This is a genomic window from Mesorhizobium sp. CO1-1-8, assembly GCF_020164875.1.
In the GTDB taxonomy this organism is placed as follows: Bacteria; Pseudomonadota; Alphaproteobacteria; order Rhizobiales; family Rhizobiaceae; genus Mesorhizobium.
In genome coordinates, this window is record NZ_JAIUGZ010000003.1 from 425,712 (window position 1) to 449,553 (window position 23,842).

A 23,842-nucleotide genomic window follows, 5' to 3' on the forward strand; every position below is an offset into this window, starting at 1 on the left:
TCTTGCTTTCAAATGTAACACCAACTTTCCTTGGCGCCGAGAGCGCCACAGATCCGACCTTGGTGAGAACGGCTTACGCGTTCCTCGGTATCCCTTTCGGCCCCCCCTATGAAGGCTGGGAATACGCCGCCGCGTCCAAGGCGCCTGATGTCCTGCGAGAAGTGACCCAGGCAAGGGCGTATACGCGCTTCATAAACCATTGGAACTTCGACATTGGCGAGCCGCAGTACGAGGACGGCCGGCCCGATATCACCGATCTGGGCAATGTCGCCGGCGACGTCAGGCGCCCGGAGACGATCCTAGGCGAGGCCGTCAAAGTCCTCTCGCCGCTCGTGCGCAACGGCGTGGTCCCTCTTGTCATGGGGGGATTGGATTCGGTGCCGCCGATGGTGGTTGCCGCCTTCGAGGGAGTAGAGGATATCAACATTCTGCACGTGGACGCGCATATTGACTTCCGCGACGAGATCTATGGCCGCCGCGATGGGTACTCCAGCCCGATCCGGCGCATTCGGGAGTTTTCGTTTGTCCATGATATCGTTCAGGTCGGCGCTCGCTCGATCGGAAGCGCGCGCCGGGAGGAAGTCGAGGCGGCAATTGCCATGGGCAATCGTATTGTGACCGCATGGCAGGTGCATGAGGAAGGGGCACACACTGTAGCGGCAACGCTCGATCCCATCCGTCGCTGGGTCATCGTGATCGACTGCGACGGCATGGACCCGACGGTCGCTCCCGCCGTTGGCGCGGCAGAGCCTGGGGGACTGAGTTTTGTCCAGACCGCGACGCTCTTGCGTCACCTTGCCAGGAACAATCTCGTCGCCGGCGTTGTCTTCACGGAATTCCAACCCGCCAAGGACATCAATGACCTGACCGCGCTAGCCATCATCCGGCTCCTGTTGAACGTTGTGGGGTTGCAGCGGCAACCCGCCAGGTTAGCATGAACAGGGTGCGTCACCCACGGGTTTGCCGATCAGCCTGTGCGGCTATGCAAGAGTCCTGAGGTGGCCATGCCTTCGCGATGTCGAATAGGTCTGCTCTTTTCGATGACGGGTCCCCATAGCGTCATTGAGCGGTCGATGTTGAATGGCGCCCTGCTCGCTATCGGCGAGCTGAACGGCAAAGGCGGTATCGTATTCGAACCGACAATCATCGACCCGGCCGGCGAGATGACACGATATTCGCATGGCGCCACCAGCCTGCTGGCGGCCGGAATACGGCACGTGGTTGGCTGCAATACCTCGTCGAGCAGGAAGGAAGTGATCCCCGCCTTCGAAAAGTGTGATGCCTTGTTGTGGTACCCGGCTCATTACGAGGGGTTCGAGACATCGCCCAACGTGGTCTATACCGGGGCGGCCCCAAACCAGCATATCCTCCCCTTGGCGGACTATCTGATGAGCCGGTTCGGTCGCAGGGCGTTCTGCGTCGGGTCAAATTACATCTGGGCTTGGGAAAACAACCGCATCCTGCGTGAGGTCGTCAATGGCGGCGGTGGGGAAATCCTCGCTGAACGGTATGCCGCAATTGGAGAAACCGATCTCGGCTACCTTGTGGATGCAATCCTGGAGGCGCGGCCACAATTCGTTTTCAGCACTTTTGTCGGTGCAAGCGCCTACAGCTTTTTCCGGCTCCTTCGGGCGGCTTGCGAGAAACTGGGGGTGGATCAGGCCAAAGACATTCCGGTCGCTTGCTGTACATTGTGTGAACCGGATCTGTTCGAGATCGGGCCTGTCGCGATGGACGGCCATATCAGCTCCAGCGTCTATTTTTCGACCATCGACACTGCTCGCAATGCCGCCTTCGTCCAGGACTATGCCGATGCGTTTCCGGATCGGCCCGCGACCTCGGTCGATTCCGAGGCAGCCTATGTTGCGGTTCATCTGCTTGCGAAGGCGATCGCGGATGCCGGAACTGATGAAGTGGGTGCTGTCAAGCGCGCGGCTGCCTCGCAACGCCTGGACGCTCCGCAGGGAATGGTGTGGCTCGATGGCGCCACCATGCATGCATACCTGACCCCGCGTATCGGTATTTCCAATCGGCAGGGGAGCTTCGATATCGTTGCCACCGCTGCGGCTCCGGTCGGACCCGATCCCTATCTCATCAAGAGCAGTCCCAGATATGCCGATGCAAGGCCAGCTTTGAGGGTGGTGAAATAATGACGCCTCGGGTCGTTCAAAACTTTCGTGGATATCGAGCCATTATTGTCGCTGAGGCCCCCCAGGCCGTTGGCGTATTGCCCGCAACGTTGGGAAATCTTGGCTTGAGTGTAGAGTTCTGTCCGCTCATTGCAGGCGTTGCCGCCCTGGACGTGGCTGCCCTCAATCCGGAAACGGATATCATCCTTGTCGACGGCGATCTCAACGGTGCAATACAAAATACCTCGTCCGCAACGACAGCGCTGCCAGTGGCGACGATCGGGCTCGTGGGAATCGAGGCCCCGGGGCGGTTAAGAGCGTTGCTGAGTTGTGGCGCGACCGCCTTCCTGCGGAAGCCTGTCCACGTGTCATCGGTCTTCACCGCCCTTTTTCTCGGTGTTAATCAGTTCCTCCAGCGAGGAGCTTTGGTTCACCAGTTGGACGAGCACGACCGGCGACGCCAGAGACGACGTTCTGTTTTGAAGGCAATCCTTCGTGTCATGAAGCAGAACGGCATCGACGATGATGCTGCCTATGCGCATTTGCGGCGGAAAAGCATGGAGCGCCGCTGCAGCATCGAAGACTATTGCGAGGAACTCATATCTCGGCCTGAGGCCGCAACGGCACCTGAGTATCAAGCAGCATCGCAGGTCCGCTGAGGTCTCCGCCAGGGCGCGCGAGCAGTCGACAAGGCCTTTGTCTTTCGCCCGCTGAGCGCAGCTATCGGCAAGGGCGACTTTGCCGGCATGCCGTCGCCAGTTCTCAAAGATGCCGGTTTGCAAGGCAGAACGCTGCTCGATGTGGCTGTATGTGAGCGTATTTTGTCGATCCGGCTACTCACATGCAAAAGCGCAAGAGCGTAAAACAGGAGGTGTAGAGGAGGAGAATTCACATGGAACAACTGCCTGCTTCCGAGCCTAAACCCCTGACCGTTGCCATGCTCATTTATCCGGGCATGACCTTGATCGATTTTGCCGGTCCGCAATTGGCCCTGGGACTGCACGGCAAGACCCACCACGTCTGGAAGACACTGGAGCCGGTCGTTAGCGATACCGGGGTCTCGGTCAATCCAACCGACACATACGGAACCTGTCCACGTGATGTCGACGTGCTGTTCGTCGGTGGAGCGACTGACCCGGCCTGGCTTATGGAAGACAGGGAAACGATGGACTTTCTTGTCGATGTCGCAAGGTCGGCTCGATATGTTACGTCGGTTTGCACGGGATCACTTCTGCTCGGCGCGGCTGGTTTGCTCGATGGCTACAAATCGTCTTGTCATTGGGCCTACATAGATGCCCTGCGAGCGCTCGGCGTCGATGCAACGGACGACCGCATTACCAAGGATCGCAATCGCCTCTCGGGAGGGGGAGCGACCGCTGGGGTGGACTATGGCATTGCCATGCTTGCGGAACTGCGGGGTGAGTCCGTGGCGAAGGTCACACAGTTGATCATGCAGTACGCGCCCGAGCCACCATTTGTCGGAGGCTCGCCACGACTTGCCGAAGCAGAAGTCACCAAGATCGCAACGGATATCCTGGCCCCCTTCGTCGCCGAGGGCATCAGGATTGCTACGTCAGTTGGTCGCGAACGCAAGGAACGTGCGGTTGCAGCGTAGGCTTAATCGCAACGATGCTAGAGCCTTGCCGCTCGGGATAATTCCCCCCGGGCGGCCAGGCGCATGGAAGTTTTGGTAAGATCCGCGCCGCGTCGACAGCATGATCAGCATCCTCAGGGCCTTGACCTAGGTCACGATCGGAAAGACCGTACCTCAGTTCGTTAACCGACCAGACAGGACAAATCGTCTCAAGAGGCACAAATCATGCACGAGGTAGCGGTCCTTGCAATGCATGGGGCTGTCGCATTCGATCTCGCAATACCATGTGACATATTTCGTCATGTCCTCACCCCAGATGGCATGCCCGCATACCGGGTCGTGGTGTGCGGCGAAGCTCCAAAGGTACGCACAACCTGCTTTGAGATCGATGCTCCCTATGGCCTCGATCGCCTCGTCACGGCTGACACCGTCGTCGTACCCGGAATCGACGATCCAAACATGCCAATACCCGCGCCGGTATTGGCCGCCGTCCGCACCGCTTGGGCCAATGGCGCGCGAATATCGTCGATTTGCACAGGGGCGTTTGTCCTTGCGGAAGCGGGCCTGCTCGATGGACTCGCTGCGACGACGCATTGGATTTATGCGGTGGACTTCGAGCGCCGATTTCCTTCGGTAAGGCTCGATCCAAATGTGCTCTTCCTCGATGAGGGGCGCATCATCACCTCGGCCGGTCTTTCCGCCGGGCTAGACATGTGCCTGCATATCGTACGGCATGATCATGGGCAGTCGGTTGCCGCACGATCTGCCCGCGTTGCGTGTGCTCCCCTAGACAGGGACGGCCACCAGGCGCAATTCATCCAAAGAGAACCACCTCGGTCCAATGCCAGCCTCGCCAACCTTCTAGATTGGATGATCGAGCATTTGAACGCCACGCTGACAATCGAAACTTTGGCAAGCCACGCCTGCATGAACCCACGCACCTTCGCCAGACGATTTCGTGCCCAGACGGGAACGACGCCTGTTCAGTGGATACTTACGGCGCGTATCCGGCGAGCGCAGGAGCTCCTTGAAACCACAAGCGAGCCCATCGAGCAGGTTGGCTATGCCGCCGGCTTCGAATCGCCAACCACATTCAGGGCGCGCTTCCAGCGAATCGTCGGCATTAGCCCTGGCGCGTATCGCCGTCGCTTTAGCGCTCGATGCACCGCAAAGACTGCGACGGCACCCTGCCAGTCAACTGCCTCACTTGGCTCGTCGAAACAAGCCAGATGGAGCACGCAGCGATAGTCTGGACTAGCTGCTCGCATCTTGACCCGGGCCTCCACACCACAGTCGCCGCGGTCACACCAGGTCCCCCGGATGCGCGCCTTGACACCAGCGCTCGCGCCGTGACGTCCAGTGATATTGAACCGCGGCAAGGCATTCCGGGCGAGACGCGAAGGCGCTCGCCTTCTGAGTCACTGCAATGCGTGAACCCGCATTGTTGATGATCCCTCAGGAACCTCTGCTTGGCAGGCGGAGCTTGGGTGGCGTCATTGCGAAGACGCCCGCCGCTGAGTAGGCCTGAAGAACCCGCCCGGAGGCGGGTTAAGGTCAGCCGGCACTTTGGCCGAATGACCTTAACCCTGCCCATTGCGATGACCTCGGCACACAACGTTGCTGAGCAGGCTACGACGAAGCGCGATTGCAGTTGGACGATGGTTGCTAAGCCGCCGTTGGATGCGCCGAGCTTGTAACCGCATTGTACGCTGCAAGAGATCCGATGCGATAATCCTTGACCAGCGGCTCCATGAATTCCTCGAAGCGCTTGAGCAGTTTGGGGTCGGCTTGCGAGGCGACCCCCATCCCGTAGACGGGACGCGGGTCGTATTCGATCGCCACTTCCGCGAACTGTGCCGCTTCGAGGCCGAAGGCATTTTCGACGACCCGGAACATAGCTTCATAGCATCCCAGGCCAGGACCCGCGGTGTAAATGTTCCCGTCCTGCACGACGCCGAGGTCGGCCGGCACGACCTCGCTGACACCGAGTTCAGAGAGCAGCGGAAGAGAGTTGTGGTTTGTCGTCGCGCGGCGACCTATCAGCAATCCTGCGGCACCCAGAACGAGAACGCCGTTGCAAATTCCGACAATGTGGGACGCCAGCTTGGCCTTTGTCCTGACGAAGGCGATGACCTCCGGGTCGTTCTGAACCTCTGGCATCATCATTGGGACCGCGAGCACGTCCAGCTTATCCGGCGCCTCGGCGAACGTCGTCGTGGGCCGCGTCCACCAGCTCGGATAGCCTTCGACCAGGTCATGCGTTTTCCAGAGGAAGTGGATTTGGGCGCCAGGGATGACGGTGGCGACCGTATGGATGCCCACCATATCCATGGGATTGTAGCCTGGACCAATAACGATCCCGACATGAAAGGGTCTCGCGCCGGCAGGGGATGCAGCGGACCGGAGGTAATTCATCGAGGGCAGATCCGTCGGTTTCAAGTGTCGTCTCCTTGCGAAATGATCTGGATGCAAGATGCCTCTTGATCGGCGATGGCGTAAAGCACATTAAAGACGCATAAAATGACAGGTTCCATTCCGGGTGGTTGGATGTCCTCGCCCAGAACCGGTAAACTTGCGGGAAGAAGAATGGCTCGTCGCATTTCATTCGTCGTGGTGCCCGGATTCGAGCCCCTCGACCTTAGCGGACCGATGAGCGCCTTCCATTGCGCTCTGGAAACCTGCAACGCTGCTTACGAGATAAATGTTGTGTCGAGCACTGGTGGTGCTGTGCCTGGCTGGTTCAACATTCTGGCCGACACCGTAGGTCCGCACGGGGCAAACCACGGCGACACAGTCATCGTTGTCGGCGGCCCCGAAGCACATGAACCTCAGCGTGAACCCGACACCGTCAATTTGCTTGGCTCGCTGGCCGCTTCCTCCCGCCGGATCGCCGGCGTGTGCACCGGCACCTTCTATTTGGCTGAGGCGGGCTTGCTCGACGGCCATAGGGTGACAACGCACTGGCGCTGGGCGCCGTTGCTGCAGGCGCGTTATCCGCAACTCTCAGTCAACTCCGATCGCATCTACCTAAACGACGGAAAGATCTGGACATCCGCGGGCGTCACGGCGGGCATTGATCTGGCGCTTGCCTTGATCGAATCCGACTATGGATCGGACGTATCGCAATCCGTGGCGCGTGAGCTGGTGGTGTATCATCGCCGCCCGGGCGGTCAATCGCAGTTCTCGGCTATCCTTGATCTGGCGCCAGAATCCGATCGCGTGCGCAAGGCGATCGCTTACGCACGCGACCACCTTGGTGAAACCCTCTCGGTCGAAAGCCTGGCGGAAGCGGCGCACGTCAGCAGCCGCCAGTTCTCCCGCGTGTTTCTCAAAGAGACGGGCGAAACCCCCGCAAGGGCGGTTGAACGGATCCGGGCAGAAGTCGCCCGGCCGCGCATAGAAGAGGGCTACGAATCCATCGAGTTGATCGCTCACGATGTCGGCTTTGGCGATGTCGAGCGGATGCGGCGCACTTTCTTGCGTCTGTTTGGCCAGACGCCGCAGGCGCTGCGGCGCATAGCCCGGGCCTATGCGCGAGAGGCAGCATTGACGCATCAGCCCAAATTGCGAAAGCGCATGCCAGTACATGTTGCATAGATGGCGGAATTCGCCGCTTTTATGTCCTTGGCTTGATATCCGCTGCTGCGACAAGATTGGGCGATATGTTGCGCCTGCCGACGCACGGGCTTTCAAAGGACCAGGATGACCGATTACCAACTCTTTCGCCTGGGAGACCACCCGCTGGACGGTGGGCTTGTCTTACCTGACGCAACCCTTGCCTTCAAAACCTACGGCCAACTGAACGCAAACCGGGATAATGCGGTCGTCGTTCCAACCGCCTATGCAGGTGTGCTCGCTGAGAACGAGCCTCGGATTGGCCTCGGGCTGGCGCTTGATCCAAGCAAATACTTCATCATTTCAGTGGGCTTGTTCGGCGACGGGCAATCCTCTTCGCCCAGCAACATGGCGGCGCCCCACGATGGCCCTCGCTTTCCCCAGGTCACAATCGCCGACAATGTCCGAGCGCAGCACCGGCTGGTCACGCGGCACTTGGGTGTGGAAAAGATCCAGCTCGTGACCGGCTTTTCCATGGGTGGCCTTCAAACGTTCGAATGGGCGGTAGCCTTTCCGCAGATGGTGGATCGGATCGCACCGGTTTGCGGCGCGGCCCGTTGCGCGCCCCATAATTACGTGTTCGTCGCAAGCTTGGAGGCGACGCTGAGGCTCGACCCCATGTTTGAAAATGGAGAATATGCTGTCCCACCACAGGCGGGCCTTCGTGCCTTTGGCCGCATCTATGCCAGCTGGGCGTTGTCCCAGGCCTTCTATCGCGAGCGGGTCTATCTCGACATTCTGGGCTTTGCCTCGCTCGACGACTATCTCGAACGGTTCTGGGATGGACGCTTCTTCGACAAAGACGCAAATGACCTGTTGGCCATGTTGCGGACCTGGCAGACCGCGGACATTTCGCGCAAGCCGGCTTTTGCCGGAGATTTCAAGGCCGCACTTTCGTCAATAGGCGCCAACGCACTCCTGATACCCAGCGCCACGGACCTTTACTTCCCGGTCGACGATAACCGAATGGAAGCAGATGTCATGCCAAGCGCGCGCTGCTGTCCGATCCCAAGCGTATGGGGCCATATGGCCGGGTTTCCAGGCACCAACCAGCCCGATACGAACTTCGTAAACGCTCAATTGCTTGGCTGGCTTCGTGAGGCGACAGTCTAAGCGAGGGCGCCGGATGTGCGCGGTCAGGCAGCCACTTCAGCCGATAATCAAGTCGGCGGCCCATCGGCTCTAATTTGATTGCAGACCCCTGCTTTCTGACCCCAGAAGCCGTAACCGCATCACCGATCGCTAGTCAAAAACCGGCGTTCGATAGTCGGCGCGACCTCGAACCTTGCTGGCCTCAGCAGGTGCTGGCGGCAGCGGCCCATCTGCACCGAACCGATCCAGCACGTTCTTGACCAACCGCGACACATTGTTGTCGCCGTTGTTCCAGGGCAATGACCCAACAAAGGAGATCGAGCTGAACGCGAAACACGCCCCGCCGTTGGGTGTCTCATGGAAGGCCATGTCGGCGCGCACCCTCGGGTGCTGGGTTCCATCGATACCAGCCTGGCTCACCCTGTAGTCTTCGGTTACCAGGAGATAGGCCTCCGTATGTTGGCCGACCGAAGTGGCGACCGTCAGAATGTGAGGGGGCGAGCCCAGCATGGTATCGACAATGTCGACCTCCAATCCCGCCGCGCCGCCAACGGAAAGTCCGAAATTGCCGATCTTTTCTTCGTAGCCGATACCCTCGAACGCCCAGCTGACCCGTGGGTCGAGGCTCTCCCGCGTGCGTGTGAAATAGGTTCCGATGTCAAAGCCCTGGGCGGCCATGCCTGTGCCTGCGACCGCTTGAATATAGCGGCCACGATAACGCCACATCCCCCCCAGTTCGCCAGTGCTTTGATGGTAATATTCGCCCGGATCCGCCTCCCAGGTTCGCAGCCCTGATTCAAGGCGTCGTGTTTCTCCAAGGATGCCACGCCCCTGAGCGTCATAGGCAGGGTGAAGCGAATAGACCCAGTAGAAGCCGTCGCCGCCCATATACATCAGGCGCCCACCACGCTGGGTGTAGTCCTGCAGCGCATCGAGTTGCGAGCCCGTCACATATTCAGGATGCGAGCCGGTCAGGACGACATTATATTTTTCAAGGCGTGCGAGCCCCTCATGGATGACGTCTTCGTCGGTAAAGACCTCATAGTCATATCCCATTTTGTCCAACCAGTAGACGAGATAGAGGTCGGACGAGAATCCCCATGGGCCCTGCGCCAAGGGCGAATCGTATTTGGGACGCATGTTCAAAATCGGCCGCAGCCGGCTGGAAAAATGGACCCCACTCCCATCAGTGTGGGTGTCGTAGTTCGAGCAGCCATATTCGCGATGCTGCGACAGGAATATGTTTTGTTCCTGTATGATGGGCGTTCGATAATAGAGCAGCTCTGCGCCCGCGGCGTTGGTCGCCAGGTGCTCGTTAGCATAGGCCATGTAGGTCAAGGTAGGCACCATGAAACCGATCTTGGCCTTGGCTTCCTCCAGGCGCGGCACGACCCAGAATGGGATATAATCTTCGGCTCCCCCCGCGGTCGTCAGCTTGGCCGCATAAAAGCGGCTTTTGGTGCCCTCCGGAACGGTCCAGCAAAAGTCGACCTCCCATCGTGCGTCGTCGAGGTCGTCGTCATGGAAATGGATGGCACCATATTCGTGCGAAGCGCTCTTCCAGTCGAAATTGTGTCCAGTCCAGTTGAAGCCGGTGAGCGCTCGTGCGGGGCAGTTGACCAAGGTGAGGTGCAGGCTGAACGGACCAACGTCGTGGCCCATCAAGGTTGGAATCCCGACCGAGAAGTCCCAGATGGCGACGATGCTTTTTGCGAGGCGATCGCTAGGGCCCGTGTGCCGGCGCTCGCTCAAAGCCGTGCCTGCGCAGGTCTTCATCGCCTCGATGTCCACCCGCGACAGAGCCGTCTTCGAGAGACGCGGACTGTCGATTTTGCCGTTATAGTGGTTCCCCATCACGAAGCCCGAGGGTGTTTGCGCGCTGCGCTTGGCCTGGCCGCCACCGTCTTGCACGCAGCCTGCGATTACCAATGGGACTGCAACCGGCCATGGCTGTTCGCCAAGCACAGCGCGTGCCGGCTCTTCCACCAGGTCGAGAGCATATACGACCTGCGGTTCATGATAGAGGACAGCTTCCCCAGTCTCGGCGTCATAGGTCGCCGCCAGGAAATGCCAGGCGTGGTCGCGCAGGGGCAGCTTGCCCTTCAACACCTGGCCGTTGACGCGAAGCTCGGGAATGCCGACCTCGTCGATAAAAAGCCCGTATCCACGACCCGCGGCCCAATGGGTTATGATCCCTTGCGATCCATGCCGCCAATATTGCGGTTCAGTCTTTGGCATGGTGGGCCAAACCCAACACTGCAGCGTGAAGCTTCGGACATGCAATGCCGGCGAATCAGCGACAAATCCGTATGAGCCGCTGTGAATGGTTTGCGGACGACCCTCATACTTGCCGTCGACAGAACTTTCGACAAGACGCTCGATAAATCCCGGACCACGCGGATTTGTGTCGCCGTGGACCAGCTCGACAATCTCGGCTCTATACTCGCCACCTTCGGCGCAGTTGACGAAGAAGTCGATCGTTTCGCCCGGATGAACCGCGAATTTGTCGGCATAACCGGTCAGGTGCATCAATTCCATGTCTCAACCACCCCAGCTATAAGCAAGCCATTAGGAAAAATCTGTTTCGACGCGACCAACTGGAGGGCATCGCACCAGCGGCCAATTGCGGTCGCAGGCCGGTAGATGTCATCGCGTCGTGGGCATAGCCTCAAGGCGCATCAGGAAGATCGCGTGCTGCACCTCGTGCTCGTCACCAAACACACGGTCATCGGCGAACGCGGGTGGAATGCCCTTTACGCCTGACAGCCGGGCAATCCGCCACTCTTTGTCGTGCTTGGTACAGACCGCGATCAGTTTCCCGGCGACAGGCTGCTTGCGCAGCTGGACAAGCAGCCGGCCCAACTGCCGGTCTGTTTGAATGCCGCCACCGACCGAAGTCACGTCTCCTGGCGTTTCGGCAAGCAGAACCGAGCTTCCTGCCACCCCCTTCATCGAATTCAGGCACGCTTCGTGCTCGACGATCATTCGGTGAAGATCCGCCTTGTCGATTTTTGGAACTGAAGTCATTGTCCTGGTCTCCTCCCGAGACTCGATCCGAATTGCCGAGCCGATCCTCGTCGCTCACGAGCCGGGCTGGCTGTGTGCTGAAGGGAGGCGCGCCGGGTTGATTTTGGAACCGACAACAAATCTGACGGAAGAGATGTCGCCGTAGTCCTTGAAGCTCGCCATGACCCTCTCCATCTCAGGAGTTTTAAGGCTTGCCATGAACCGGTCCACGTCCTCAACATCGATGTCTTCCACCACGTGGCAAAACGGCTCCCCGCCGGTCGGGTCGCCCTCCACGTAGTAGACCTCATAACGGATGCAGCCGTCGCGCCGCGACATCACACCCTGGTCCACCTCTCTGGACCAGGAATCGAACTGCTCTCTGGTGACGCCTGGAAGAAGATTGTGAATGACAAAGATCTTCTGCATTTCCACCGGTTCCTTTCGAATCTCGCAGGCCTTTTCGAATACGATACAAAATTTCAGAATTCTATCATTTTTTCGGCATAGTCCTCGCGGGAGGGCGAAAGGTCCTGGGCAATGGCCCACGGCCCCTCACAACATGAGTTTATCGAGGGCCGCGGGATCGTGAAGGGCTTTAGGGTCGACTTCCTCGCGGAGCCTGCCGCGCTTGAGGATGAGGACGCGCCGTGCGAGGGCTGTAAGGAATTCTAGGTTCTGCTCGACGAGGATGATTGTAATGCCGCGCTGCTCGTTGATGAGCTTTAAGGTGTCGATGATCTCCTCGATGATCGACGGCTGGATGCCTTCGGTTGGTTCATCCAGCAGCATGAGCTTCGGGGCGTTGCACAGGCACCTTGCGAGTGCCAAGAGTTGCTGTTCGCCGCCAGACAACGCGCCGCCGGCGCGGTCGAGCAGGCGGGTGAGACGCGGGAAGAGGTTGAGCACGTCGTCGATAGCGACCTTGCCCTTGAAGGCGCTGATGGCAAGGTTCTCGCGCACCGAGAGCGCGGGAAAGATCTGACGCCCCTGGGGCACGTAGCCGAGGCCGGCAGCGGCCCGCTTGTGGGTTGGCAACCTGGTCATGTCGAGGTTGTTGAAGGTCAAGCTGCCGGCCTTGACGGGGATGGCGCCGACCAGGGTCTTGAGCAGCGTCGACTTGCCGGCGCCGTTGTGGCCGAGGATCCCGACGAAGTCTCCTTGCGCGACATTGAGCGTGATGTCGGTCAAGATGGGAATGCGGCCATAGCCCGAGCCCAGCCCGCGTACGTCAAGCATCATGACGAAAACTCTTTCCCAGATAGATGTCGCGCACCCTGGGGTCGCTAAGCACGGCTTGGGCGGTTCCATCGGTGAAGGTCTGGCCCTGATGGAAGACGGTGACGTGGTCGGCGATCATGCGAATGAAGCGCATGTCGTGCTCGACGACGAGGACGGAGCGGTCTTTTTTGATCGAGCCGATGAGCTGCGCGGTGCGGTCGACCTCAGCGTCGCTCATTCCGGCGGCGGGTTCGTCCAGAAGCACCAGCGATGGCTCGCCCGCCAGCACGCCGCCGATCTCAACCCATTGGCGCTGCCCGTGCGCGAGACGTCCGACCAGCTTGTCGGCCAAGGGCGCCAGCTGAAGCTCGTCGAGCAGGCTGTCAACCAGCCGGTTGGCGGCCGCGCCCTTCTTGCGGCGGCGCGCTGCCAGCCACAGGTTCTCGCGAACATCGAGCTCGTCAAAGAGTTTTGGCACCTGCGTCTTGATGCCGATGCCCAGGCGCGCGATCTCGAAGGGTCGAAAGCCGCTGATGGTCCGGTCGGCGAAGGTGACGATGCCGGCGGTTGGCCGCAACTGACCGGTGATCATCTTGAAGAAGGTGCTCTTGCCGGCGCCGTTGGGTCCGATCAGGCAGTGGACCTGGCCCCTTGCCATCTCGAAATCGACATTGTGGATGGCCACAACGCCGCCGAAGCGCATCTCAAGTCCCTTGGTTGCCAGAAAGCTCACGTCGACAGATCCTTCTGCTGCCGGGCGGCAATCGCGGCGACGTTCGGGGCAGCCGGGCGGCTGCGAAGGCGCCCAATCAGCTGCAGGCACCCGTTGCTTACGAACGGGACCATCCCTTCGGGCACCAGCACCACGAAACCCATCAGGATGATCCCGAGCACAAGGTTCGTATCGAGCGTCTCGGTGGTACCGAGGCGTGTGGTCAGATATTGCATGCCGACCGCGCCCAATACCGGGCCGATGAAGGTCTCGCGCCCGCCGACGATGATCCAGATAATGGTCTGGGCCGTCATCGCCAGGGAAAACACGCCTGGCGATATGAAGGCGTTCCAGTTGGCGAACAGGCAGCCGGCGTAGCCGGCGATGCCCGCGCTGATGACGAAGATGCCAAGCTTGATGTAGGCTGAGTTGTAGCCCATGAGCTCGGCCCGGTCTTCGTTCTGCTTCACTGCGGTGATGATACGGCCATAGGTTGAGACCGACAAAAGCTTGCAGATGACATAGACCAGGATCAGCGAGGCCATGACCAGGGCAAATGTGGCATTGGGATCAAGTACGGCGTTGGGATAGCCGGGGATATTGATCTGCGGGATATTGGACATCCCATTGAAGCCGTTAAGCACGGCCTTGCCGACCTTGTAGGAAGGATCGGTGGTGCTGCTGAAGAAGTTGAACAGAATCAGCGACACACAAAGCGTGATGACGCCGACATAGAGTTCGCTGAGGCGGCCAAGGAACATGAAGTAGCCGAGCGCCAGCGCAAACAGCGCCGGCACGGCAAACGACAGCAGTATGGGGATGGTGCTGTCGCCCATATTCTCGACGGCCACCGCATAGGCATAGCCGCCGAGGCCGAAGAAGGCGGCCTGGCCAAAGCATAGGATGCCGCCCAGACCCCAGGCCAGCGAGAGGCTGAGCGCAAGGATCGCCATGACAGCGAAAATGGTGATCTGCAGCACGTTGAAGAGGTCGAACACGCGCGGCACGATCAACAGGATGGCAATGCCGGCCGCGACCGTCACGAAAGTGCCCGCGCCCAGGCGGCGAACGATGTCCATTACACGCCACCCTTGAAGAAGCGCCCCGAGATGCCTTGCGGCAGAACGCGCAGCAGCATGATGGCGGCCAGTAGCAACGCCGCCTCGCCAAGCACGGCCGTCGACCAGTAGCTGACCAGTTGGTTGACGCCACCGAAGATGATCGAGGCTGAACCGGTGCCAAGAATGATGGCTTCGCCGCCCGAGATCACGGTGATGAAGGCCTTGGCGACGAAGGCGGAGCCCATGGTCGGGATGACGCCGGTGAGCGGAGCAAGCAGTCCGCCCGCCAAGCCGCTCACGGCAGCGCCGATGGCGAAGGTGGCGGCGTAGATGTGCTTGGGGTTGTAGCCAAGGGCCGCGACCATGTCGGGATTCTGCATGGTGCCGCGAGCGATGATGCCCCAGGGGGTGAGCCGCAGCACCGCATAGATTGCCGCCATCAACAGCGCGCAGACCCCGATCAGCAAGATACTGTAGGCGCCCAGGCCATAGTCGCCGATGGTGATGGTGCCGAGGGGCGTGGGCGTTCCCAATGTTGTGTTGCCAAATATGGTTGTGACCAGCCCGGTCAGGAACAGGCTGAGCCCCCATGTTGCCAGCATCGTCTCGATCAGCCGGCCATATAGCCGGCTGATCAGCACGCGTTCGACGATGATGCCCACCAGTCCAACAACGATCGGCGCAACGACGATCATGCCGATCCAATCGTTGATCCCGGCCTCATGGCTTTTGATGGCGCTATAGGCGCCAAGCATGAGGAACTCGCCATGCGCCAGGTTGATGACCCGCATCATGCCGAACACGATTGCAAGGCCGGCGCTGAACAGCGCAAGCGTTGCGATCGCCGCAACGATCTGGATCAGGAGGACTATGGTCAGGCTCATGTAACCAATCTCACTCCGGCGTGAATTCTTGATTGGTCGTGGGATCCTTGATCAGGTCGCACCGGTCGCCGGCGTCAGTGGCCTCCTGCTGCTTCCAGGTTTCCAGGACGCTGAAGGTCTGGTTCTGACATTCGCCCAGATAGATGTCGCGCGCCGCGTAATGCACATGCGCATTCATCTTCACGGTGCCAGCAGGGCCAGCATAGGTAGCGCCCTCCATGGCCGCGACCATCGCGTCGCGGTCGAGCGTGCCGGCCTTCTTGACTGCTTCGGCCCACAGCATCGTGCCTTCATAGCCGCCCAGGATCAGATCGCTGACATAGGGAGCCTTGTCGCCGAACTTCTTGTAGTAGCGCGCCGTGAAATCCTTATTGGCCGGCGTGTCGAGTTCCATGAAGTAGGCGCGCGGCGCCACGATGCCGTTGCTCGCATCGGCAGGCAGCATCTTCTGCTCGTTGCCGGCGCCGAAGGAACCCGACAAGATCGGGATTTTGCCCAGCATACCTGCCGCCGCCCACTGACGGTAGAAGCCCATATGCGCGGCCCCCACGAGCGCCGACGACACGAAGTCGGGCTTTTCGGTCTGGATACGCGTGATCAGCGGACCGAATTCAGTGACTGAAAGCGGCGCGAACTCGTTGCCCAAGATCGTCGCGCCATACTCTTTGCCGAATTTGATCTGCCAATCGGCATAGATGCGCGGGTAGTTGTAGTCGGCGCCAATGAGGAAGGCCTTCTTGCCCCACTTGTTGACCGCCCATTTGAGCGGCTCCTTCACCGTCATCGCCGCCGACGTACCTGTGATGAAGGTGTTCTTGTCGCAAACGCCTCCCTCATGCGGCGTCGAATAGAGATAGAGCGTCTTATAGCGACCCAGGATCGGCCGGATGATTTCGCGCGATGCGCTGGTGATGCCGCCATGGACAAACTGAACCTTGTCCTGCAGCGCCGCCTGCTGGGCATATTGCGAATAGAGCTGCATGTTGGACTGGGTGTCGTATTTGATGAGGCGTACCTTCTTGCCGATGAGGCCGCCGGCATCGTTGATCTCGTCGACGGCCATCTGCATCATCTGCAGCATCGGCGTGCCGTAAATATCGAGGCCGCCGGAGAGGTCCAGGATGGCGCCCATCACTACCTCGTCGTCGGCGGCGGCGGCGCGGCCAACGAATGCGGGGGCTGCAAGGGCGGACAAAAGAAGGCTTTTGTTGAAGGTTCGACGATTGATCATCAGAGTTCTCGCTCCCGAGGGTGAAGACTGAAACATGCGGGTCGTCTTCGCGTCCTCTTTTGCCGAGACAAAAACAGGCCGCGCCATGCCTATCTCAGGAGAAATTTTTCCACAGACGGGCTTTATGGTTTGATTTTCATACCTTTGAATCGGTGTGTCAACTGCCCATTACAAGATTCTAATATCTTTGAACGGTTGCGGGTGCACAGAGCCGTTTCTGAGGGTTTGTGCCGGAAAATAGCCAAATGGCTTGCGAATTTGCAATCATTCCACCCCCTCCGGTCGGGCTCAACATGCAAAAGCTCAAGGCAATTCCCTGGCGGATATGGGTTGCCAGACAGAATATAAGCCAGATGTTCTTATCCAAGCCCTGAAAAAGGTATTTTGGTTAAACCGTTTGAAAGGCGCTTGACACCTTGCGAGAGCGACTTTGGAAGCGCTTCCGCACGCACAATCGTGCGATTTTGAGCCTCAAAGGCTACCCAGCCGTGGGTGATTCAATGCATTCTGCGGGGAAGATTGACAAATCAGCTCAAAGGCATTTTACAAATACCAATCGTCACTCTACCAGCGTCGGCGACCTCAAGTCGGATAGGTGGATGAAATGCGTTTTAAGGACCGGGTCGCGATTGTTACGGGTGGCGGCGGTGGCGTGGGGCTTTCAACAGCGCTCGGCCTTCTGCGTGAAGGCGCCAGCGTCGGTGTCATCGACGTAAAGCCGCGGCCCTCGGACTATGACGCCTACAGCGATCGTGTTCACTACGTCGTCGGCGATTTGGCGGATCCTTCCGAGATTAGCCGGTTCGTTGCTGATATCGCAGCCAGGTTTGGGTCCCCCAATCACCTCGCCAACATAGCTGGTGTTGCCATGTATGGACGTGACGGGTCGGTTGTCGACATGCCGCTGGAGCATTACCAGCGCACGATCGCTGTCAATCTTGACGCCGTAATCCATATGATCCGTGAGACGGTTCCACATATGCGGCGAACCAAGCCCTGTTCAATGGTTCACATTGCCAGTGTCGTTGGCGTGCGCTCCATGGACAACGCCATGAAAGACGGGCCGCTTGACGCCTATCAGATTTCGAAGGCGAGCGTCATTTCACTCTCCCGAAGCCTGGCCATCGATCTTGGCCGGGAGGGTATCCGTTCGAATACCGTCTCGCCAGGCGCCCTGTGGACGCCAATGACAGAGTCGATCTACGTCGATCCTGCCCGGGTCGAGGCCATGGCCAATCGAACGCCCCTTCGCCGCGTCGGGCATCCGGATGATGTGGCGGCTGCTTGCCTGTTTTTGCTGTCCGAGGATGCGGACTTCATTACGGGTGTCGATCTGCCCGTCGATGGTGGCTTGCTGGCCAAGCTCGTTTGACCACGCGACCGAGCTGCGCTGCTTTGACGTCGTCATCAAATGCCGGACCGGATTTTCACCCCTGCCTTCAGGGTGAGATTTGCCCAATTTGGCCGCCGGCTTTGGCCGGGCCCCGGCATTGAAACGAAAGCCTCTGCAGGCCCTCGGTTTTGCGCTCGACGCAAGTGATCGTCGTTGCTGCGGCGCGTCGTTTTAGAGCACGCTGGTTTCGTTTGATCACAGCTCCTGGGGAACAGCGCGCCCTGTTGATGGAGGCGCTGGCCTTTTGTCATTTTCTGCGGGGTCAGCTTCCCGGGGTCGATGCGATTAGGGAAGCTTTCTACTTCGTCAGCTATAACGAGGGACATGGGCGCGTTGGCTAACCCGGCGCTCGAAATGGTCAAGCGCATGCGCCTTCGCATTAAGTCGCGGTTCCAAACTCGCGAACTCGTTTCCGGCGGCCTCAGCAAGCGTAGCCTGCTTCCCCGGCGTTACCCTTCGACAGTGTCGCGTTTGAAATATTTTGTGCAGACGCGAGGGATTAAAAATGGCCGTACGGCGCAGTGTCGACGCGCGAACAGGCATGATACAACGTTGTATTAAATCGGTTCAGTTGCTTCACGGTGGAGCTCGGCACAACCACTTCGGCGAACATGCACGACCAGGCAACACGAACGAAAAATGACGGCACCGCCCAGAAGGGCCGCGATATCAATGTGGACTTGATCGCCGTTGTCGCCGCGGTGGCCGACCGTGAGCCTTGTGTTCTCACAGTCGGGCTTCGGAATGCACTCCCCTCCGGCCCGTTCGAACTCAGTCATCGTTCCCTGCAGTCTGGCCTGAGGGATTGGGTCGAACAACAGACAAGCCATCCGCTAGGCTACATCGAGCAGCTCTATACCTTCGCCGACCGCGACCGAACCGGGGCCGAGCGCGAGCAGCGCAACATCTCCATCAGCTATCTCGCGCTGACCCGGCAGGAGGCCATGGCGGTGTCGCGCAAGTCCCACTGGAAAAGCTGGTACGATTATTTTCCCTGGGAAGATCATCGTTCCGGCACGCCGGAGGCGCTGAATGTCTTGCGGCCGCGCCTGATTGCCTGGGCGAAGGGGGCCAGCGACGCAGCGGCGCGCCGAGAACGCCGACAGCGCGCCGCGATCGCCTTCGCCTTCGACGACCGTCCTTGGAACGAGGATCTCACGCTCCAGCGCTACGAGCTGCTCTATGAAGCCGCGCTGGTCGAAGAGGCTGGTGACCGGCCCAAAACAACTCTCCCGGCGGCCTTGTCGGGCAAGGCAATGGTCGCCGACCATCGCCGCATCCTGGCGACGGGCATCGCGCGGCTGCGTTCCAAGATCAAATACCGGCCGGTGGTGTTCGAACTGATGCCACCAACCTTCACGCTGCTCCAGCTGCAGCGAACCGTGGAAGCTCTGGCTGGCAGGCTCATCAACAAACCGAACTTCCGCCGGCTCGTCGAGCAGCAAGAGCTGGTTGAGGAGACTGGCGCGACGTCTCTCGATACGGGCGGCCGGCCGGCAAAGCTTTATCGCTTCCGCCATGCTGTCCTCGATGAACGGGCAGTCGTTGGGACAAAATTGCCGCTGACGCGGTCTTGACAGACCTTATAGTCAACGTAGATATATTCCGCTTATTGTCACTCGGAATATAAGAGGAGGCGCGAATGATCGGCGCTTTACCTACGGCGGCGTCCCTCTACGAGCGTGTCCGGCGGGTGATCCCGCCGATCGAATGGCCGGCCTTCGTCGACGACATTGACGCCATTCTCGCATTGAAGCGCGAGCGCAACGCCGTCATCCTCGCGCACAACTACCAGACGCCCGAGATCTTCCATTGCGTGGCCGACATTGTCGGCGACAGCCTGGCGCTCGCCCGTAAGGCGATGTCGGTCGAAGCCGACGTCATCGTGCTCGCCGGCGTGCATTTCATGGCGGAGACCGCCAAACTGCTCAATCCCGACAAGACCGTGCTCATCCCGGATCTCGGCGCCGGCTGTTCGCTGGCCGACTCGATCACGGCCGAAGACGTGCGTCTCATGCGGCAGCGCTACCCCGGCGCGCCGGTCGCGACTTACGTCAACACCTCGGCCGCCGTAAAGGCAGAGTCCGACATCTGCTGCACCTCGGGCAATGCGCTCGCAGTGGTGAAGTCGCTCGGCGCGCCGCGCGTGATCATGCTGCCCGACGAATATCTGGCAAAGAACATCGCGGCCCAGACAAAGGTCGAGATCGTCACCTGGAACGGACACTGCGAGGTGCATGAACGCTTCACGGCGGCCGACATTCGCGAACTGCGGGAGGCACATCCTGGCGTCACGGTGCTTGCCCATCCCGAATGTCCGCCGGAGGTCGTAGCCGTGTCTGACTTCGCCGGCTCGACGGCGGCAATGTCCGAATATGTCGCGCGCAATAAGCCGGCGCGCGTCGTGCTGATGACGGAATGCTCGATGAGCGACAACGTCGCGGTCGAGCATCCGGACGTGGATTTCGTGCGTCCCTGCAATCTCTGCCCGCACATGAAGCGCATCACGCTCGCCAATATCCGTACCGCGCTCGAGGAGAACCGTCACATCGTCACCATCGATCCGCGTGTCGCTGAGCGGGCCCGTCGGGCCGTCGAGCGCATGCTCTTCGTATGACGCCTGATATCCATGACATTCGCGGGGCGCCGATCATCATCGGCGCTGGCTTTGCCGGCCTGATGACAGCGCTCTATCTGGCGCCGCATCCGGTTATCCTCATTTCCAGAACGCCGCTCGGAACCGAAGCCTCCAGCACGCTTGCCCAAGGCGGGCTCGCAGCCAGTCTTGGCGAGGACGACAGCCCCGAACTGCACCTCGCCGATACGCTTGCCGCCGGCGATGGGCTTTGCGACGCAGCAATAGTCAGGCGGGTTGTCGAGGCGCTACCCTCAGCCGTCAACCACCTCATTGGTCTGGGTGCTCCCTTCGACCGCGCCTTGGACGGGAAGCTGCGGCTTGGCCTGGAGGCGGCGCATTCGCGCCGCCGCATCGTGCACGCCGCCGGCGACGCCACCGGCCGCGAGTTGTTCCGCGTTCTGCTCGCCGTGGCGCGGCGGACACGTTCGATCACGATCATGGAAGGCATGACAGCCCATCGCCTGATGGTTGCGGAGGGCAGCATTGTCGGCGTGCAAGCTGTGCTGCACAAAGGCGTGTTCGCATTGCCCACGCGCCGCGTGGTGCTGGCGACCGGGGGGATCGGCGGTCTCTTCAGCGATACAACGAACCCGCTTGCATCGTTCGGGCACGGGCTGGCGCTCGCGGCCTGTGCCGGCGCGGAACTCGCCGATCTTGAATTCGTTCAGTTCCACCCGACCGCGCTCGACACTGCCCGCCGACCGATGGCGCTTGTAAGCGAAGCAGTGCGCGGCGAGGGGGCGGTGCTTGTCGACGAGTACGGCGATCGCTTCCTTGCCGAGACGCCCGGCGCCGAGCTCGCAGCGCGCGATGTGGTGGCGCGGGCAATTTCCGATCAGCTCGCCGCCGGACGTGGTGTGTATCTCGACGCCCGGCAATGCCTCGGCGCTAAATTCGCAAAACGTTTTCCGGCGATTGATGCCGCTTGCAAGCAGGCCGGCATCGATCCGGCCGTGGAGCCGATCCCGGTGCGTCCTGCGGCACACTATCACATGGGCGGCGTGGCCGTAGACGCGGAAGGGCGTAGCTCCGTCTCCGGCTTGTGGGCATGCGGCGAGGTTGCATGCACCGGACTGCACGGCGCCAACCGGCTCGCCAGCAACTCGCTCGCGGAAGCCGTTGCGACGGCAGCCTGGGTTGCGGCAAGCGTCGCCGGCACTTGCGCCGGCTGGCAGTGGCCCAGGCTGCCCGCAATCGTTCCACTGCGACCCGACCCTTCATCGATACGCCAAGCGGTCTCCAATGCGCTTGGCATTGTCCGCAACGGCAAGGCGCTGCGCGACGCGGTCGCGAAACTGCTACCGATCGCTGTTGGCGAGACGACGGCGGCGGACCCGGCACTGGTGGCGCTGCTGATCGCGATCGCAGCGCTTCGGCGCGAGGAGAGCCGCGGTTCGCACTACCGATCCGATTTCCCCGGGCGCGATGCTGCCGCCCTGCCCTCGCGACTGACGCTCTGCACAGCCTTTGAGTATGCCGTAGCGCTCAGCTGGCAAGCATCCGAACGGAGCTGTTGACATGACTTCCCTTGCGCCACTTCCCCAGATCATCATGGAGCCAATCGTCCGCAATGCCCTTCTGGAGGATCTGGGCAGGGCCGGTGACATCACCAGCAATGCGATCATCCCCGCCGATTGCAAGGCGACGTTCGCCTTGAACGCCAGGCAGGCCGGTGTTGTTGCCGGGCTCGATCTGGTCATGTTTGCCTTCCTGCTGGTCGACCCCGGCATCAGCATCCAGTTGCGGTGTCCCGAGGGTGGTAAGGTTTCGGCCGGCGAAACCATCGCGATCGTGAACGGGCCAGCACGCAGCCTGCTGACAGCTGAGCGGACGGCGCTCAATTTTCTGTGCAAGCTGAGCGGTATAGCGACGGCTACGGCCGCGCTTGTAAACGCGGTGTGCGGTCATAACGCAAAGATCGTTTGCACAAGGAAGACGACGCCCGGCCTGCGTGCCCTGGAGAAATATGCCGTGCGCGCGGGTGGCGGCGCCAACCACCGCTTCGCGCTCGACGACGCCATGCTCATCAAGGACAACCACATCGCCATTGCGGGCGACATCCGGACCGCCATCGAGCGGGCGCGCGGCGCGATTGGTCACATGGTCAAGATCGAGGTCGAGGTCGACACGCTCGACCAGCTCGAGATGGCGCTCCAAATCGGAGTCGACGCCGTGCTCCTCGACAACATGTCGGTCGAGGAGCTTTCCCAGGCTGTGGCGATGGTCGGCGGTCGCGCAGTGACTGAAGCCTCCGGCCGGATAACGCGGGCCAGCGCCGCAGCAATTGCCGCGACCGGCGTCGACCTCATCTCGGTCGGCTGGCTCACCCATAGCGCCCCCATCCTCGACATCGGCCTCGATATGCCGGCCGATCGAAACTGCAACAGGCATCTGAACTGATGGAGAGGTCATGAACCGGGATCGCAGAAACTCCTTTGGCCGCACACCGACCTGCGTCAGCACGTCCCCAGTTCCACGGACTGCCGAGGCAAGCCTGCTCGCTGCCAGGCGGCAAGCTTCCGCGGCCGAGGCAGAAGCGACGGACCAGCAACAAACGAAAGGCCGCCTCGAAGCACTTGGCCTCATCATCTGCCGGCTCGACGAGATGCGCCAGTTGGCGGCCTCTCACGGGCTGGAGCCTATCGGCTATCTGCTGGATGTCGCCTTCACGGAGTCCTGTGACGCGATCAGAAGGGAGCGTTCATCCGCTGAAGCCCAAGAAACCACGCGATAGGCGCCGAGACGACTAAGGGCGCGAGACGCGTGGGTTAGGGATTGCAATTCGTTCTGGAGAAAAAGGCATGCGCAAACTCGTCGCCGGCAAGCTGCACGGCATCTACGTCACCGAGGCCAATCTCGACTACCACGGCTCGATCACGCTCGACCCCGACCATTGCGAGGAGGCAGGCATCCTGCCAATGGAATTCGTCGAGATCTGGAACAAGAATTCGGGCGCCCGGATCTCAACCTATGTGATCCTCGGCGAGCGCGGGTCGCGCTGCTGCATCCTCAACGGCGCCGCGGCCCGCACCTGCCAGCGGGGCGATCAGGTCATCATCTGCAACTCGGTCTATGTCGACGAGGCAAGGCTCACCGCGCTCAAACCGCGTGTGCTGACGTTCGATAGGAATAATTGCATCGTTGAGCGCCTGACCTATTCGGTCGAGACGAATGCCAACGGAGGCTACGGCTTCTCGATACTCAACGACGCTGGCAACGCATTCGCCATACCGGCGCTCGTGGGCAAATCATGACGGGACCCGCGC

The 23,842-nt window shown here is 60.4% G+C and carries 23 protein-coding genes; 14 read left to right on the forward strand and 9 right to left on the reverse strand.

Going from position 1 to position 23,842, the window contains the following annotated elements:
- Nucleotides 1-2: 2 nt before the first annotated feature.
- From LB558_RS08345 to LB558_RS08365, 5 genes are all read left to right on the forward strand, one after another.
- The gene (locus LB558_RS08345; protein WP_224697104.1) at nucleotides 3-938 is read left to right on the forward strand and encodes an arginase family protein; all 936 of its coding nucleotides are present in this window, start codon (nucleotides 3-5) and stop codon (nucleotides 936-938) included.
- 66 nt (nucleotides 939-1,004) lie between these two features.
- Nucleotides 1,005-2,150: a transporter substrate-binding domain-containing protein gene (locus LB558_RS08350; RefSeq protein ID WP_224697220.1), complete on the forward strand. Its 1,146-nt coding sequence runs from the start codon at nucleotides 1,005-1,007 to the stop codon at nucleotides 2,148-2,150.
- 104 nt (nucleotides 2,151-2,254) lie between these two features.
- Entirely contained in the window at nucleotides 2,255-2,788 is a 534-nt protein-coding gene (locus LB558_RS08355) for an ANTAR domain-containing response regulator (protein ID WP_224697105.1), read from the forward strand.
- 233 nt (nucleotides 2,789-3,021) lie between these two features.
- A complete protein-coding gene (locus LB558_RS08360; protein ID WP_224697106.1) occupies nucleotides 3,022-3,744 on the forward strand; it encodes a DJ-1/PfpI family protein in 723 nt (240 codons plus the stop codon).
- A gap of 204 nt (nucleotides 3,745-3,948) precedes the next feature.
- Nucleotides 3,949-4,971 (forward strand): GlxA family transcriptional regulator, encoded by a 1,023-nt coding sequence (locus LB558_RS08365; protein WP_224697107.1) that lies wholly within the window; start codon nucleotides 3,949-3,951, stop codon nucleotides 4,969-4,971.
- 417 nt (nucleotides 4,972-5,388) lie between these two features.
- On the opposite strand, the gene LB558_RS08370 is transcribed toward LB558_RS08365, so the two are convergent.
- The gene (locus LB558_RS08370; RefSeq protein ID WP_224697108.1) at nucleotides 5,389-6,162 is read right to left on the reverse strand and encodes a DJ-1/PfpI family protein; all 774 of its coding nucleotides are present in this window, start codon (nucleotides 6,160-6,162) and stop codon (nucleotides 5,389-5,391) included.
- 147 nt (nucleotides 6,163-6,309) lie between these two features.
- On the opposite strand from LB558_RS08370, the gene LB558_RS08375 reads away from it, so the two are divergent.
- Both LB558_RS08375 and LB558_RS08380 read left to right on the forward strand, forming a co-directional pair.
- Nucleotides 6,310-7,320, forward strand: coding sequence for a GlxA family transcriptional regulator (locus tag LB558_RS08375; protein ID WP_224697109.1), 1,011 nt, complete (start codon nucleotides 6,310-6,312; stop codon nucleotides 7,318-7,320).
- A 105-nt stretch (nucleotides 7,321-7,425) separates the two neighbouring features.
- Entirely contained in the window at nucleotides 7,426-8,451 is a 1,026-nt protein-coding gene (locus LB558_RS08380) for an alpha/beta fold hydrolase (RefSeq protein ID WP_224697110.1), read from the forward strand.
- A gap of 129 nt (nucleotides 8,452-8,580) precedes the next feature.
- Here LB558_RS08380 and LB558_RS08385 read toward each other — a convergent pair whose 3' ends face one another.
- From LB558_RS08385 to LB558_RS08420, 8 genes are all read right to left on the reverse strand, one after another.
- On the reverse strand, nucleotides 8,581-10,968 hold the full coding sequence (locus LB558_RS08385) for a N,N-dimethylformamidase beta subunit family domain-containing protein (RefSeq protein ID WP_224697111.1): 2,388 nt from the start codon (nucleotides 10,966-10,968) through the stop codon (nucleotides 8,581-8,583).
- A 108-nt stretch (nucleotides 10,969-11,076) separates the two neighbouring features.
- A complete protein-coding gene (locus LB558_RS08390) occupies nucleotides 11,077-11,415 on the reverse strand; it encodes a N,N-dimethylformamidase, small subunit (RefSeq protein WP_224697112.1) in 339 nt (112 codons plus the stop codon).
- A 96-nt stretch (nucleotides 11,416-11,511) separates the two neighbouring features.
- Nucleotides 11,512-11,865: a hypothetical protein gene (locus tag LB558_RS08395; protein WP_224697113.1), complete on the reverse strand. Its 354-nt coding sequence runs from the start codon at nucleotides 11,863-11,865 to the stop codon at nucleotides 11,512-11,514.
- 126 nt (nucleotides 11,866-11,991) lie between these two features.
- Nucleotides 11,992-12,678 (reverse strand): ABC transporter ATP-binding protein, encoded by a 687-nt coding sequence (locus tag LB558_RS08400; protein WP_224697114.1) that lies wholly within the window; start codon nucleotides 12,676-12,678, stop codon nucleotides 11,992-11,994.
- A complete protein-coding gene (locus LB558_RS08405; protein WP_224697221.1) occupies nucleotides 12,668-13,360 on the reverse strand; it encodes an ABC transporter ATP-binding protein in 693 nt (230 codons plus the stop codon). Before LB558_RS08405 ends, LB558_RS08400 begins: the two co-directional genes overlap by 11 nt.
- A 26-nt stretch (nucleotides 13,361-13,386) precedes the next feature.
- Complete coding sequence (locus LB558_RS08410) at nucleotides 13,387-14,448, reverse strand: branched-chain amino acid ABC transporter permease (protein WP_224697115.1); 1,062 nt, start codon at nucleotides 14,446-14,448, stop codon at nucleotides 13,387-13,389.
- Nucleotides 14,448-15,314 carry a branched-chain amino acid ABC transporter permease gene (locus LB558_RS08415; protein ID WP_224697116.1) on the reverse strand — a complete coding sequence of 289 codons (867 nt, stop codon included), beginning with the start codon at nucleotides 15,312-15,314 and terminating at the stop codon, nucleotides 14,448-14,450. The genes LB558_RS08410 and LB558_RS08415 overlap by 1 nt, the downstream gene beginning before the upstream one ends.
- 10 nt (nucleotides 15,315-15,324) lie before the next feature.
- Nucleotides 15,325-16,545, reverse strand: coding sequence for an ABC transporter substrate-binding protein (locus LB558_RS08420; protein WP_224697117.1), 1,221 nt, complete (start codon nucleotides 16,543-16,545; stop codon nucleotides 15,325-15,327).
- A gap of 604 nt (nucleotides 16,546-17,149) precedes the next feature.
- Here LB558_RS08420 and LB558_RS08425 point away from each other — a divergent pair.
- From LB558_RS08425 to panD, 7 genes are all read left to right on the forward strand, one after another.
- Complete coding sequence (locus LB558_RS08425; RefSeq protein WP_224697118.1) at nucleotides 17,150-17,917, forward strand: SDR family NAD(P)-dependent oxidoreductase; 768 nt, start codon at nucleotides 17,150-17,152, stop codon at nucleotides 17,915-17,917.
- 632 nt (nucleotides 17,918-18,549) lie between these two features.
- A complete protein-coding gene (locus LB558_RS08430) occupies nucleotides 18,550-19,515 on the forward strand; it encodes an NUDIX hydrolase (protein WP_224697119.1) in 966 nt (321 codons plus the stop codon).
- Between the two features lie 65 nt (nucleotides 19,516-19,580).
- A complete protein-coding gene (gene nadA / locus LB558_RS08435) occupies nucleotides 19,581-20,555 on the forward strand; it encodes a quinolinate synthase NadA (RefSeq protein ID WP_224697120.1) in 975 nt (324 codons plus the stop codon).
- Entirely contained in the window at nucleotides 20,552-22,093 is a 1,542-nt protein-coding gene (locus LB558_RS08440) for an L-aspartate oxidase (protein ID WP_224697121.1), read from the forward strand. The genes nadA and LB558_RS08440 overlap by 4 nt, the downstream gene beginning before the upstream one ends.
- Nucleotide 22,094: 1 nt before the next feature.
- On the forward strand, nucleotides 22,095-22,976 hold the full coding sequence (gene nadC, locus LB558_RS08445; RefSeq protein ID WP_224697122.1) for a carboxylating nicotinate-nucleotide diphosphorylase: 882 nt from the start codon (nucleotides 22,095-22,097) through the stop codon (nucleotides 22,974-22,976).
- 10 nt (nucleotides 22,977-22,986) lie between these two features.
- Nucleotides 22,987-23,310: a hypothetical protein gene (locus LB558_RS08450; protein ID WP_224697123.1), complete on the forward strand. Its 324-nt coding sequence runs from the start codon at nucleotides 22,987-22,989 to the stop codon at nucleotides 23,308-23,310.
- Nucleotides 23,311-23,377: 67 nt separating this feature from the next.
- Nucleotides 23,378-23,830 (forward strand): aspartate 1-decarboxylase, encoded by a 453-nt coding sequence (gene panD, locus LB558_RS08455; protein WP_224697124.1) that lies wholly within the window; start codon nucleotides 23,378-23,380, stop codon nucleotides 23,828-23,830.
- Nucleotides 23,831-23,842: the final 12 nt, after the last annotated feature.

What these genes read in the sequence shown, in the direction of transcription:
- LB558_RS08350 (WP_224697220.1), top strand. Translation starts at nt 1,005, where the DNA reads ATGCCTTCGCGATGTCGAATAGGTCTGCTCTTTTCGATGACGGGTCCC.
- LB558_RS08360 (WP_224697106.1), top strand. Translation starts at nt 3,022, where the DNA reads ATGGAACAACTGCCTGCTTCCGAGCCTAAACCCCTGACCGTTGCCATG.
- LB558_RS08365 (WP_224697107.1), top strand. Translation starts at nt 3,949, where the DNA reads ATGCACGAGGTAGCGGTCCTTGCAATGCATGGGGCTGTCGCATTCGAT.
- LB558_RS08375 (WP_224697109.1), top strand. Translation starts at nt 6,310, where the DNA reads ATGGCTCGTCGCATTTCATTCGTCGTGGTGCCCGGATTCGAGCCCCTC.
- LB558_RS08380 (WP_224697110.1), top strand. Translation starts at nt 7,426, where the DNA reads ATGACCGATTACCAACTCTTTCGCCTGGGAGACCACCCGCTGGACGGT.
- LB558_RS08385 (WP_224697111.1), bottom strand. Translation starts at nt 10,968, where the DNA reads ATGGAATTGATGCACCTGACCGGTTATGCCGACAAATTCGCGGTTCAT.
- LB558_RS08390 (WP_224697112.1), bottom strand. Translation starts at nt 11,415, where the DNA reads ATGATCGTCGAGCACGAAGCGTGCCTGAATTCGATGAAGGGGGTGGCA.
- LB558_RS08395 (WP_224697113.1), bottom strand. Translation starts at nt 11,865, where the DNA reads ATGCAGAAGATCTTTGTCATTCACAATCTTCTTCCAGGCGTCACCAGA.
- LB558_RS08400 (WP_224697114.1), bottom strand. Translation starts at nt 12,678, where the DNA reads ATGATGCTTGACGTACGCGGGCTGGGCTCGGGCTATGGCCGCATTCCC.
- LB558_RS08405 (WP_224697221.1), bottom strand. Translation starts at nt 13,360, where the DNA reads ATGCGCTTCGGCGGCGTTGTGGCCATCCACAATGTCGATTTCGAGATG.
- LB558_RS08410 (WP_224697115.1), bottom strand. Translation starts at nt 14,448, where the DNA reads ATGGACATCGTTCGCCGCCTGGGCGCGGGCACTTTCGTGACGGTCGCG.
- LB558_RS08415 (WP_224697116.1), bottom strand. Translation starts at nt 15,314, where the DNA reads ATGAGCCTGACCATAGTCCTCCTGATCCAGATCGTTGCGGCGATCGCA.
- LB558_RS08420 (WP_224697117.1), bottom strand. Translation starts at nt 16,545, where the DNA reads ATGATCAATCGTCGAACCTTCAACAAAAGCCTTCTTTTGTCCGCCCTT.
- LB558_RS08425 (WP_224697118.1), top strand. Translation starts at nt 17,150, where the DNA reads ATGCGTTTTAAGGACCGGGTCGCGATTGTTACGGGTGGCGGCGGTGGC.
- LB558_RS08430 (WP_224697119.1), top strand. Translation starts at nt 18,550, where the DNA reads ATGCACGACCAGGCAACACGAACGAAAAATGACGGCACCGCCCAGAAG.
- nadA (WP_224697120.1), top strand. Translation starts at nt 19,581, where the DNA reads ATGATCGGCGCTTTACCTACGGCGGCGTCCCTCTACGAGCGTGTCCGG.
- LB558_RS08440 (WP_224697121.1), top strand. Translation starts at nt 20,552, where the DNA reads ATGACGCCTGATATCCATGACATTCGCGGGGCGCCGATCATCATCGGC.
- nadC (WP_224697122.1), top strand. Translation starts at nt 22,095, where the DNA reads ATGACTTCCCTTGCGCCACTTCCCCAGATCATCATGGAGCCAATCGTC.
- LB558_RS08450 (WP_224697123.1), top strand. Translation starts at nt 22,987, where the DNA reads ATGAACCGGGATCGCAGAAACTCCTTTGGCCGCACACCGACCTGCGTC.
- panD (WP_224697124.1), top strand. Translation starts at nt 23,378, where the DNA reads ATGCGCAAACTCGTCGCCGGCAAGCTGCACGGCATCTACGTCACCGAG.